9 protein-coding genes are annotated in these 12,085 nt (G+C 72.9%); 1 reads left to right on the forward strand and 8 read right to left on the reverse strand.

Going from position 1 to position 12,085, the window contains the following annotated elements:
* Positions 1-48: 48 nt before the first annotated feature.
* From ffh to ftsY, 8 genes are all read right to left on the reverse strand, one after another.
* Positions 49-1,599 (reverse strand): signal recognition particle protein, encoded by a 1,551-nt coding sequence (ffh, locus tag ACLJN9_RS20510; protein WP_410813071.1) that lies wholly within the window; start codon positions 1,597-1,599, stop codon positions 49-51.
* Between the two features lie 172 nt (positions 1,600-1,771).
* Positions 1,772-2,428 carry a response regulator transcription factor gene (locus tag ACLJN9_RS20515; protein WP_410813072.1) on the reverse strand — a complete coding sequence of 219 codons (657 nt, stop codon included), beginning with the start codon at positions 2,426-2,428 and terminating at the stop codon, positions 1,772-1,774.
* Positions 2,425-3,588 carry a sensor histidine kinase gene (locus ACLJN9_RS20520; RefSeq protein WP_410813073.1) on the reverse strand — a complete coding sequence of 388 codons (1,164 nt, stop codon included), beginning with the start codon at positions 3,586-3,588 and terminating at the stop codon, positions 2,425-2,427. Before ACLJN9_RS20520 ends, ACLJN9_RS20515 begins: the two co-directional genes overlap by 4 nt.
* A 286-nt stretch (positions 3,589-3,874) precedes the next feature.
* Positions 3,875-6,187, reverse strand: coding sequence for a [protein-PII] uridylyltransferase (locus ACLJN9_RS20525; RefSeq protein WP_410813074.1), 2,313 nt, complete (start codon positions 6,185-6,187; stop codon positions 3,875-3,877).
* Between the two features lie 12 nt (positions 6,188-6,199).
* A complete protein-coding gene (locus tag ACLJN9_RS20530; RefSeq protein ID WP_410813318.1) occupies positions 6,200-6,538 on the reverse strand; it encodes a P-II family nitrogen regulator in 339 nt (112 codons plus the stop codon).
* Positions 6,539-6,563: 25 nt separating this feature from the next.
* Complete coding sequence (locus ACLJN9_RS20535; protein ID WP_410813075.1) at positions 6,564-7,961, reverse strand: ammonium transporter; 1,398 nt, start codon at positions 7,959-7,961, stop codon at positions 6,564-6,566.
* A gap of 243 nt (positions 7,962-8,204) precedes the next feature.
* Complete coding sequence (locus ACLJN9_RS20540) at positions 8,205-9,068, reverse strand: aminoglycoside phosphotransferase family protein (RefSeq protein ID WP_410813076.1); 864 nt, start codon at positions 9,066-9,068, stop codon at positions 8,205-8,207.
* Between the two features lie 6 nt (positions 9,069-9,074).
* Positions 9,075-10,265: a signal recognition particle-docking protein FtsY gene (gene ftsY, locus ACLJN9_RS20545; protein ID WP_410813077.1), complete on the reverse strand. Its 1,191-nt coding sequence runs from the start codon at positions 10,263-10,265 to the stop codon at positions 9,075-9,077.
* An 84-nt stretch (positions 10,266-10,349) separates the two neighbouring features.
* Between ftsY and ACLJN9_RS20550 the strand changes: the two genes are divergently transcribed.
* The gene (locus tag ACLJN9_RS20550; RefSeq protein ID WP_410813078.1) at positions 10,350-12,062 is read left to right on the forward strand and encodes an alkaline phosphatase D family protein; all 1,713 of its coding nucleotides are present in this window, start codon (positions 10,350-10,352) and stop codon (positions 12,060-12,062) included.
* The last annotated feature ends 23 nt before the right edge of the window (positions 12,063-12,085 follow it).

The raw sequence follows: 12,085 nt of genomic DNA on the forward strand, positions 1-12,085 counted from the left end.
CTACCCGATCACCCCGTCGCCCGCGACGCCGCCCGACGTCATCGACACTCAGCGGGGGCGGTTGTCGCCGCCCTTGCCCAGCTTGTTGAAGTCGATCTTCGGGAGCTTGAAGCCCGGGGGCAGGCCCTGGCCGCCGGCCAGGTCGTTCGGGTCCATCCCCGGCGGCAGCTGCGGCATGCCAGCCGGGAAACCGCCGGTGCCCACCCCGGTACGCGGCCGACCGCCACCCTTGGTGCCCTTACGCTTGTTCTTCGGCGACTTGGTCGCCTTGCGTCGGCCACCACCGGGCAGGCCCATCATGCCGCCCATCTGCTTCATCATCTTCTGCGCGTCGGCGAAGCGGTTGAGCAGCTGGTTGACGTCCATGACGGTGACCCCGGAGCCGTTGGCGATACGCGCCCGCCGGGAGCCGTTGATGATCTTCGGCGTGGTGCGCTCGCCAGGGGTCATCGAGCGGATGATCGCGGTGACCCGGTCGAAGTGGCTGTCGTCCAGCTCGGCGAGCTGGTCCTTCATCTGCCCCATGCCGGGCATCATGGCCAGCACGTTGGCGATCGGCCCCATCCGCCGCACCGCGATGAGCTGGTCGAGGAAGTCGTCCAGGGTGAACTGTTCGCCGCCCATCAGCTTGGCGGTCATCTTCTCCTTCTGATCGGAGTCGAAGGCCTGCTCGGCCTGCTCGATCAGAGTGAGGACGTCGCCCATGCCGAGGATCCGGCTGGCCATCCGGTCGGGGTGGAAGACGTCGAAGTCCTCCAGCTTCTCGCCGGTGGAGGCGAACAGGATCGGCTGGCCCGTCACCTCACGCACCGACAGCGCCGCGCCACCGCGGGCGTCGCCGTCGAGCTTGGAGAGCACCACGCCGGTGATGCCGACGCCGTCGCGGAACGCCTCGGCGGTGCGGACGGCGTCCTGACCGACCATCGCGTCGATGACGAAGATGACCTCGTCCGGCTGGACGGCGTCGCGGATGTCGGCGGCCTGCTGCATCATCTCGGTGTCGATGCCGAGCCGGCCGGCGGTGTCGACGATGACGATGTCCCGGGCCGCCCGCTTGGCGTGCTCGATCGAGGCGCGGGCCACCTGCACCGGGTCGCCGGTGCCGTTGCCGGGCTCCGGGGCGTACACCTCGACGCCGGCCCGGCCACCGAGCACCTGGAGCTGCCCGACGGCGTTGGGGCGCTGGAGGTCGGCGGCGACCAGCAGCGGCTGGTGCCCCTGGGCCTTGAGCCAGCGGGCCAGCTTGCCGGCGAGGGTGGTCTTGCCGGAGCCCTGGAGGCCGGCCAGCATGATCACCGTCGGCGGCTGCTTGGCGAACTGGAGCCGCCGGCCCTCACCGCCGAGCACGGTGATCAGCTCGTCGTTGACGATCTTGATGATCTGCTGGGCGGGGTTCAGCGCCTGGGAGACCTCGGAGCTGCGGGCCCGCTCCTTGACGTTCGCGATGAAGCCCTTCACCACCGGCAGCGCGACGTCCGCCTCCAGCAGCGCGAGGCGGATCTCGCGCGCGGTGGCGTCGATGTCGGCGTCGGTGAGCCGACCCTTGCCACGGAGCTTGGTGAAGATCCCGGACAGGCGGTCACTCAAGGTGTCAAACACGCGAACATCCCGTTTGTCAGTGTTACGGCGGGTACCCCACGGCCGGTGGTGCGGAGTCCGGCCACCGCAAGGGTAGCGGGCCGGCCGCACGGCCGCTGTCGCCCCGGCCCGGCCCGCGTCCCTGGCACCCCGGCCGTGCCCCGCCGCCGTCCGCGCGGGGCCGCCGAGAAGGTCACCCCGAGACCAACCCCGACTGGTACGCGAACACGACGAGCTGGGCCCGGTCCCGGGCTCCCAGCTTGCCCATCGCCCGGCTGACGTGGGTTCGCGCGGTCGCCGGGCTGACCACCAGCCGAGCGGCGATCTCGTCGTTGTTCAGCCCCTCACCGACCAACCCGACCACCTGACGCTCCCGGTCGGTGAGCGCGTCCAGTCGCGGGTGCGGACGGGGGACTCGGGACGGACGGGTGGCGAACTCCCGCACCACCCGACGGGTCACCGACGGGGACAGCAGCGCCTCGCCCTCGGCGACCAGCCGGATCGCCCGTATCAACTCGGCCGGCCGGGTGTCCTTGGTGAGGAAGCCGCTCGCACCGTGCCGCAGCGCATCGAAGACGTACTCGTCCAGCTCGAAGGTGGTGAGCACCACCACCCGCGTACCGGTCAGGTCGGGGTCGGCGACGATCCGCCGGGTCGCCTCGATGCCGTCGATGCCAGGCATCCGGATGTCCATCAGCACCACGTCCGGCCGAACCTCGCGGGCCAACGCCACCGCGCGTAGCCCGTCGGCCGCCTCGCCGGCGAGCGTCAGGTCGTCCTCGCTCTCCACCAGCGCGCGCAGCCCGAGCCGGACCAGGTCCTGATCGTCGGCGATCAGCACCCGGATCATCGGGCCGCCTCCACCGGCAGCCGGGCGTGCACCCGGAACCCACCGCCGGGGCGTGGCCCGATGACCAGCCGCCCGCCGAGGGCGTCGACCCGCTCCCGCATTCCGGCCAGACCGTGCCCGCTCTGGTCCCCGACCGGACCGGTCCCGATCCGGTCGGTGCCCCCACCCCGGTCGGCGACCTCGACGGTCACCTCGTCGCAGCCGTAGCCGACGGTCACCTCCGCGTCGGCCACCCCGGCGTGACGCAGCACGTTCGTCAACGCCTCCTGCACCACCCGGTACGCAGCCAGGTCCACCGCCGCCGGCAACTCCCGCGGGTCACCGACCACGTGCAACTGCACGGCGAGCCCGGCCCCGGCGAGCCGGTCACGCAGCGCCGGGAGCCGGGCCAGGCCGGGCACCGGATCCCGGGCGGCACCCCGGCGCACCGCACCCAGGGTGACGCGCAGCTCGTCCAGAGCCTCCCGGCTGGTCCGGCTGATCGCGGTCAGCGCCGTCTCCGCCTGCTCGGGCCGTTTCGGCAGTAGGTGCAGGGCGATCTCCGCCTGCATGCTGATCGCGGCCAGCCCGTGTCCCACCACGTCGTGCACCTCCTGCGCGATGCGCAGCCGCTCCTCGTCGGCCTGCCGCCGGGCCTGCTCGGCACGATCGCGGGCCTGCTCGGCACGACCGCGCTCGGAGGCCTCGCGGTTGACCCGCACCACCACCCCCACCGCGAACGGTACGACCACCCAGGCCGACGCGGGCAGCAGTCCGGCCCAACCCGGGGCGGGCCCTCGGGACCAGAAGACGTGGGCCAGCAGCAGCACGAACGCGCCCCCGGTGGCGAGCGCCGCCGGGCGCACCGGCAGCCGGACCGCCACCGTGTACACCGCGACCAGGAAGGTGAGCAGGATCGGCCCGTACGGGTAGCCGAGAACCAGGTACGTCGCGGTGGCCACGGTGACCACGGCGAGGGTGGCCACCGGGGCCTGCCGTCGGATCAGCAGGGCCAGTGCGGCGAGCGCGATCAACAGCCGACAGGTGGCGTCCACCGGTCTCGAACCCGGCTGGTTGTTCCCGGCCAGGCCGGTGGCGAGCAGCCCGAACCCGAGCAGCACCAGGGCGGGCACGGCGTCGGTGGCCGTCCTCTGCCGCTTCCGCCGCCAGATCGCTCGCATGGCCGTCATTCTGCCCGCGCCGACGCGATCCGTCGTGAGTCCAGGAGCGGCCGCGCCACTACGCCCCCGGGCGTATCCCGTCAGCGGTGTGCGGCGGGAACCGCGAGGCTCGGCGGCAGCGGAGGGCACCGCACCCTCCCTCGAGCGTGATGCCTCTGAGGCATAAAGATGACTCAGGAGCATCACGTTTGTCACTCCGACCGGCCCCGGCGTCGCTCCGACCGGACCCGGGCGCACGCGCGGAGCGACCGGCCCGGATCGCGCCGACGAACGCGGACGGCGGGCGTCACACGGCGGCGAGGACGGCGGCTTCCAGACGGGCCCGGGTGGCGTCGTCCGGCCAACCGCCCACCAGGTAGAAGGCGTCGACCACGTCCGCTCCGAGGGTGGAGATGCGGGCCGCACGGACCAGCGCGCCCGCCTCGTCGAGCGCGCAGGCGACCCGGTAGAGCAGCCCGGCGGCGTCGGCGGCGCGCAACTCCAGCAGCACGGCGTCGGTGGCGGCCTCGCGGTGCCAGACCACCCGGGGGGCAGCGCCGCCGCCCCGGGTGGCGAGCGCACGGCCGCGCAGCCGCTGGGTGACCGACACGTCGCCGGCGACCGCCCGGCGCAGGTCGGCGCGGAGCGCCACCGGGTCCGGCGGCAGGCCGAAGCGGGGTTGGACCCGACACTCGACCAGGGCGCGACCGTCGACCGCCGAGGCGTCCGCGGCGATCACCTCCAGCCGGTGCAGGGCCAGGCAGCCAGCCACCGTGGCGAGCAGGCCACGTCGGTCGGCTGCGGCCACCGCCACCCGGTCACCGGTCAGGTGTACGACCGGCAGCGGCCCGGCCAGCAGCGCCGGGTCCGGGGCCGGCGGCTCGGGCAGCACGCCGGTGTCCAGCGCGGTCCGGACCCGCGCGACCAGCTCGGCTACCAGCCGACCCTTCCAGTCCGACCAGGCCGCCGGGCCGGTCGCAGCCGCATCCGCGCGGACCAGCGCGTGCAGCAGGTCGAGCGTGCCGGTGTCGCCGACCGCCTCGGCCACCGCGGCGATGGTCACCGGGTCGGCCAGATCCCGGCGGGTGGCGACGTCGGGCAGCAGCAGATGCAACCGCACCATCGTGCCGATCAGCGTGACCTCCGGCCCTGGCAGCCCGATCCGGGCCGCCACCGCCTCGGCCACCGGCACGCCAACCGCACTGTGATCGCCTGCCAACCCCTTGCCGACGTCGTGCAGGAGCGCGCCGAGCAGCAGCAGGTCGGGCCGCTCCACCTCGCGGGCGTGCCGGCTGGCCTCGGAGGCGGTCTGCACCAGGTGCCGGTCCAGGGTGAACCGGTGCACGGGGTTGTGCTGGGGCAGGCTGCGCAGCCGGGTCCACTCGGGCAGCCAGCCGTCGACCAGGCCGTACCGGTCGCAGGTCTCCCAGGCCTGCACCAGACCGGCGCCGGCGCCGAGCAGGGTGGTGAGCGCGGCCCGGGCCTCGGCCGGCCAGGGCGACGGCAGCGGCGGGCAGTACGCGGCCAGCCACTCACAGGTGGCCCGCGCGATGGGCAGCCGGGTGCTGGCCGCCGCGGCGGCCACCCGCAGCGACAGGCTCGGGTCGGGGCGCGCCCCGATCGCGGTGCGGGCCAGCACCAGCTCGCCGTCGTGCTCGACGACGTCGCGGGCCACCGGGCGTCGCTGCGGTCGGCCGCCGGCGCTCCGGGAGCGGCCCGAGCGTAGGCGGTCGGCCGCGCGGAACGCGTCGTCCAGGGCGTGACTGACGGTGCGGGCGTCCCCGGCCACCCGACGCAGCAGGGCGTCGCCGTCATGCGCGACGACGCCCTGCCGCGCGGCGTCGGACCCGTTGGGCTGGGGTTGTCGTAGCCCCAGCAGGGCGGCCACCCCGTCGCGTTCCTGGGCGACCAGCCGGTCGGCCCGGCGACCGACCTGCTGGTGCAGGGCGTCGCGGGTGTCCAGCAGGCGCAGGTGGGCGGCGCGTACGGCGGGGCGCAGCGCGTCGGTGATCCCGGCGGCGGAGATGGCCCGCAGCAGACCGACGTCACGTAGCCCGCCGGCGGCCTCCTTGAGGTCGCCTTCGAGCAGAAAGGCCAGCTCGCCGTGGGCCTGCCAGCGGGCGGCGGTGATCTCCCGCAGACCGGGCAACTGGCGGACGGCGGTCCGTCGCCAGTGGTCGGCCGCCGTGCGGATCAGTGCGGCGGCCAGTTCCGCGTCGCCGGCGATCAGCCGGGCGTCGAGCAGCCCGAGGGCGACCTTCACGTCGTCCTGGGCCACCGAGAGCGCCTCGGCGACGGTCCGCACCGAGTGGTCCAGCCGCAGGCCGGCGTCCCAGATCGGGTACCACAGCGAGGCGGCCAGTTCGTCGGTGCCGGGCACCCCGGCGTGCAGCAGCACCAGGTCCAGGTCCCCGTACGGGGCGCACTGCCGCCGCCCGAGGCCGCCGACGGCGAGCAGCGCCACGCCGTCACGTGCCGGCAGCAGGGCTGCCAACCAGGCGTCGAAGGCGTCCGCCCGGGCGACCCGCGCGGCCTGGCCGATCCCGGCCGGTACGCCGACGACCTCGTTGACCAGGAGCTTCGTGCCTCCCGCGGACGGGTCCCTGGTCAACGAGGTCATCGGTGGGCTCCCCTACAGCGCGTCGAGGCCGCGTTCGCCGGTACGCACCCGGACGACCTCCTCGACACCGGTCACCCAGACCTTGCCGTCGCCGATCTTGCCGGTGCGGGCGGCACCGACGATCGCCTCCACGATCTTGTCCACGTCGATCTCGTCGGTGAGCACCTCGACCCGGATCTTGGGCAGGAACTCGACCGTGTACTCGGCACCCCGGTAGACCTCGGTGTGCCCCTTCTGCCGCCCGTACCCCTGGACCTCGCTGACGGTCAGCCCAGCCACCCCGAGGGCGTGCAGAGCCTCCTTCACCGCGTCCAGCTGGTACGGCTTGATGACCGCGGTCACCAGCTTCATGTCCAACCCCTCCATCTCAGGAACGTTAACCGGCGACCTTCTCGCTGACCGGACCGCTGGGCGACTCGGCCGGCGTCGCCGGCTCGTCGGCCGGCCTGGTGCCGGCGAGCCCGGCCATCGCGAAGGCGCCTCCGCCACTGCTGCCGGTGGTGGGCGACAGGTCGTACGCGCTCTCCGCGTGCTCGGCGACGTCGATGCCGGCGACCTCGTCCTCGGGGTTGGCCCGCAGACCGATCACAGCCTTGACCGCGAGGGCGATCAGTGCCGCCACCCCGAACGAGTAGACCGACACGATGCCGCTGGCCAGCGCCTGCCGGCCGAGCTGGGTCACCCCGCCGCCGTAGAACAGGCCCTCGCTGGCGCCCAGGCCCTCGATCGCCGAGTTGACCTGGAGGGTGGCGAAGAAGCCGATGGACAGCGACCCGATCCAGCCGGCGACGAAGTGCACGCCCACCACGTCGAGGGAGTCGTCGAAGCCGAGCTTGTACTTCAGGCTCACCGCGTAGGCGCAGACCGCACCGGCGACGACGCCGAGCAGCACCGACGGCAGGGGGGCGATGAAGCCACACGCCGGGGTGATGGCCACCAGGCCGGCGATGGCGCCGGAGGACGCGCCGACCAGGGTCGGTTTGCCGCTGCGGATCCACTCCACCACGACCCAGCCGAGCACGCCGGCGGCGGTGGCGACCTGGGTGTTGACGAAGGCGACGGCGGTGGTGCCGTCGACGGTCAGCTCCGAGCCGGCGTTGAAGCCGAACCAGCCGAACCAGAGCAGCCCGGCGCCCAGCGCCACCAGCGGCACGTTGTGCGGCTTGAAGCTCTCCCGGGGCCAGCCGACGCGCTTGCCGAGGATCAGCACCAGGCCGAGCGCCGCGGCGCCGGCGTTGATGTGTACGGCGGTGCCGCCGGCGAAGTCCAGCGCCTTGATCTTGGAGCCGATGAAGCCGCCGCCCCACACCCAGTGCGCCACCGGCAGGTAGACCAGCGTGAACCAGGCGAACGCGAACAGCAGCCAGCCGGAGAACTTCAACCGGTCGGAGACCGCGCCGCTGATCAGGGCGACCGTGATGATCGCGAACATCATCTGGAAGACCATGAAGACGTACGTGGGGATGCCGGTCCCCGCGCCGAGGAAGAGCCACTCCTCGCCGATGAAGTTGGTCTGGGTGCCGAAGTACTGGCTGAAGCTGCCGATCACGTTGTTGGCCCCGGCGTTGCTGTTCGTGCCGAACGCCAGGGTGAAGCCGTAGACAACCCAAAGAACGGAGATGAGCCCGATCGCGGAGAAGCTCATCATCATCATGTTGAGCACGCCCTTGGACCGGTTCAGCCCGCCGTAGAACAGGGCCAGACCGGGCGTCATGAGCAGCACGAGCGCAGACGACAAGAGCAACCAGGCGGTGTTGCCGGTATTGATCTCCACGCTGCCTCCTCTCGGTGTGGAAGTCCTCCCATCCGACTGGAACCTGGCAGCATCGCCGGTCAGCCGGTTGCGCGGAAGCTTCGTTGCCGGCTGTTTCGCCCGTGGTCTCCGACCGGTTTCCGTTCGGTGACGGGTTGTTTCGTACGTGTGACGAGAACCGCACCGTCGGCAGCATGGACGGTGGTGGATCGGCCGGACGTCGTACGTCGATGGCTGAGCGGCCGGTCACGTCGACTGACCGGCTCAGCGCAGCGCGTTCTCCAGCGCGACCCGCTCGTAGTCGAGCAACCGCAGGTCGCGCATGGGCCGGCGCAGGTGCCCCTTGTGCACGATCCGAACGAACGCCGGCTCACCGGCGGCGGCCATCCGGCGGATCCCCTCGACGTGGTCGACGATCCGCTTGCGGATGGTCCGGATGAGCCGGTGCCGGTCCCGGGGGATCAGCCCGTACGCGTCGGCGAAGAGCCGCAACCGCCGTGGCCGGTCCGGGCGCTTCCAGCCCAGCGTGATCGAGTCCCGGTCGGCGAAGATCGGCACCCAGGTCCACGCCGCGTACGCGACGTCGTAGATCCGGGCGCCGGGCGAGGCGAGGTCGAAGTCGATCAGCCCGAGCGTGCCGTCCGGCCGCCAGATCACGTTGTGCGGCGCGGCGTCGTGGTGGCAGATCACCTCGGTGTCCGGCGGCGGCGGCCCGAACGAGCGCCAGACCGCCTGCTGCGGCGGGGTGAAGCCGTACTGCGCGTCGTGGAACATCCGCAGCATGGTGGCGACGGTGACCAGCGCCTCGTCGGTAACCCAGTGCGCGGCGAGCGGGTACTCCCCGCACTCCCCCTCCAGGTACGACAGCACCTCGCGGTTGCGCTCGTCCATCCCGAGCGCGCGGGGAGCGCCGGTGAACCCGACGTACTCCAGGTGCCGCAGCAGGGCGTGCACGGACGGCGTCCACGGCCCGGCGTTGCGGCGGACCGTGTCCCCGACCCGGACGACGGTGCTCACGTTGCCGCCGTGCAGCGGGATCTCCTGCGAAGTCACGTACGGTCTCCCGAGGCGCTGCGAGGGGTGGCCGGGCTCACGCCAGCCCGCGTACGCGCGATCGTCACTGGTCACCCGAGACTACGCGTCCCGTCCGGCGGCCTCGGTCCCCAGGAGCGCGTCGACGAACTGCGCCGGGTCGAACGGAGCAAGGTCGTCCTTGCCCTCACCGAGGCCGACGAGTTTCACCGGGATGCCGAGCTTGCGCTGCACGGCGATCACGATGCCGCCCTTCGCGGTGCCGTCGAGCTTGCTCAGCACCACGCCGGTCACGTTGACCACCTCGGTGAAGACCCGGGCCTGTTCCAGGCCGTTCTGCCCTGTGGTGGCGTCCAGGATGAGCAGTGTCTCGTCGATCGGGCCCTGTTTCTCCACCACCCGCTTGACCTTGCCCAGCTCGTCCATCAGGCCGATCTTGTTCTGCAGGCGACCGGCGGTGTCGATGAGCACGGTGTCCACGCCGGTGTCGATGCCGCGCTTGACCGCGTCGAAGGCGACGCTGGCCGGGTCGGCGCCCTCCGGGCCGCGGACGGTCTCCGCGCCGACCCGCGAGCCCCAGGTCTCGAGCTGGTCGGCGGCGGCGGCCCGGAAGGTGTCGGCCGCGCCGAGCAGCACGGTACGGCCGTCGGCCACCAGCACCCGGGCGATCTTGCCGCACGTGGTCGTCTTGCCGGCGCCGTTCACGCCGACGACCAGCAGCACCGCCGGGACGCCGTCCTTCGGGGCGGTCCGCAGGGACCTGTCCAGGCTCGGGTCGAGCGCGTTGACCAGCTCGGCGGCGAGCAGCGCGTGCAGCTCGGCGGCCGAGCGGGTGCCCAGCACCCGGGTCCGTTCGCGCAGCCGGTCGACGATCTCGCGGGTGGCGTCGACGCCGACGTCGGCGGTGATCAGGCTGTCCTCGATCTCCTCCCAGGCGTCCTCGTCGAGGTGGTCCCGGGCGAGCAGGCCGAGGAGCCCCTTGCCGAAGACGTTCTGTGAGCGGGACAGCCGCGAGCGCAGCCGGACCAGCCGCCCGGCGGTGGGCTCGGGCACCTCCACGGTCGGCGCGGGCGCCTCGATGACCGGCGGCGGCTCGACCAGGACACCGGTGGACAGATCGGACTCGGGTGCCTCCACCGGCGGGCCGGCGAGATCCTCCTCGGCCCGGGTGTCGACCTCGGTGCGCGGCAGCGGAGGCTCGGGCCGCCGCCGCAGGCGCGGCACGACCAGCCCGACTGTGCCGGCGATCAACACACCGAGCAGGACCAGAGCGAGGACGAGATATTCGGCCATGCCGGAATCCTGTCAGATGGCGGCGATGGCGTCCCAGGCACCGCACCCCGGATGGTGCCAGGAACCGGCGGTAGGCTCGGCCGCATGCCCGCCGCACACCTGCTCATCGGCCCACTTCTGCGGCGAGTGGTGGACACTCGGGCGACCGTCTGGGTGGAGACGGCGGCGCCCGCCGTGGTCACCGTCCGCACCGCGCACGGCGCCACCGGCACCGCACCCACCTTCTCGGCGTACGACCACCACTACGCGCTCGTGGTGGTGGAGGGGCTCACCCCGGACAGCGCGACGACCTACGAGGTGCTGGTCGACGGTGAGCTGGTCTGGCCGGTGCCGAGCACCGGCTTTCCGCCGAGCGTGATCCGCACGCGGGCCGCCGACGACCGGGACCAGCCGGTCAGCCTGCTCTTCGGCTCGTGCCGGGAGACCACCCAGCACGCGACCACCCGCAAGCTCCCGCCGGACGCGCTGGACGCGTACGCCCGGCGGTTGATGGCCGACCCGGAGCAGGCGGTGCGGCCCGACCTGCTGGTCCTGCTCGGCGACCAGGTCTATGCCGACGAGACCTCGCCGACGATGCGGCGGCTGCTCAAACGGCGGCGGCGCCGGCCGAAGGGCGCGCCGGCCGACCAGGTGGTGAGCTTCGACGAGTACACCAAGCTCTACCTGGAGTCCTGGCGGGATCCGGAGATCCGCTGGCTGCTCTCCACGGTGCCCAGCGTGATGATCTTCGACGACCACGAGATCATCGACGACTGGAACACGTCGGCGTCCTGGCGGACGGAGGTGCGCGAGCAGCCCTGGTGGGCCGAGCGGATCGGCAGCGGGCTCGCCTCCTACTGGGTCTACCAGCACCTGGGCAACCTCTCCCCGGACGAGATCGCCGCCGACCCGGTCTTCGCCAAGGTGGCCGCCGCCGAGGACGCCACCGGCGTGCTGCGCGACTTCGGCCACCGGGTCGACCAGGAGTCCGACCTGGCGCACGACACCGACCGGTGGCGGGCGGTGCAGTACCAGTGGAGCTACGCACTCGACCTGGGCCGGACCCGGCTCGTCATGCTCGACAACCGGGGCAGCCGGGTGCTCGACCCGGGCAGCCGGGCGATGCTGCCGCCGGGCGAGTGGTCCTGGTTCCTCGACCAGGCGCACGGGGTCTACGACCACCTGGTGGTCGGCGCCTCGCTGCCCTGGCTGCTGCCGCAGGGCATCCACCACATCGAGGCGTGGAACGAGAAGCTGGCCGATTCGCGCCGCCCGTGGGTGGCCCGCGGGGCGGAGAAGCTGCGTCGCGCGTTGGACCTGGAGCACTGGGCGGCCTTCCGGCGCTCCTTCGACGCACTCGGGGCGACCTTCGCCCGGATCGGCACCGGCACGCCGGCTCGGCCGGGCGCCCGGGTCGGCGCCGGGCCCGCGTACGCCCCGCCGGCGTCGATCAGCGTGCTCTCCGGGGACGTGCACCACTCGTACGTGGCGCGGGCCCGCTTCGGCGACCCGGCGGTGGTCACCCCGGTGCACCAGCTCACCTGTTCGCCGATCCACAACCAGGTCCCGGCCGCCGTCCGTCCGCTGATGCGGTTGGGCTGGTCGTCCGGCCCGGCCGGGGCCACCCGGGCGCTGGCCCGCTCGGCCGGTGTCCGCCGTCCGGCGGTGCGCTGGAACAAGCTGGCCGGCCCCTACTTCGGCAACGCGGTGGGCACCCTGACCCACCAGGGCCGTGCGGCGGAGGTGACCATCGAGGGCACCACGACCGACGGTCGGCTACGTCCGGTGATGGCCCGACGCCTCTCCGGCGACGCCTGATCCGGCCCCGTCGTAGTCTCTAG

The organism is Micromonospora sp. 067-2, assembly GCF_046549295.1.
Lineage (GTDB): Bacteria > Actinomycetota > Actinomycetes > Mycobacteriales > Micromonosporaceae > Micromonospora.

Coding starts and splice junctions, on each gene's coding strand:
- ACLJN9_RS20515 (WP_410813072.1), bottom strand. CDS start 2,428: ATGATCCGGGTGCTGATCGCCGACGATCAGGACCTGGTCCGGCTCGGG.
- ACLJN9_RS20520 (WP_410813073.1), bottom strand. CDS start 3,588: ATGCGAGCGATCTGGCGGCGGAAGCGGCAGAGGACGGCCACCGACGCC.
- ACLJN9_RS20525 (WP_410813074.1), bottom strand. CDS start 6,187: ATGACCTCGTTGACCAGGGACCCGTCCGCGGGAGGCACGAAGCTCCTG.
- ACLJN9_RS20530 (WP_410813318.1), bottom strand. CDS start 6,538: ATGAAGCTGGTGACCGCGGTCATCAAGCCGTACCAGCTGGACGCGGTG.
- ftsY (WP_410813077.1), bottom strand. CDS start 10,265: ATGGCCGAATATCTCGTCCTCGCTCTGGTCCTGCTCGGTGTGTTGATC.
- ACLJN9_RS20550 (WP_410813078.1), top strand. CDS start 10,350: ATGCCCGCCGCACACCTGCTCATCGGCCCACTTCTGCGGCGAGTGGTG.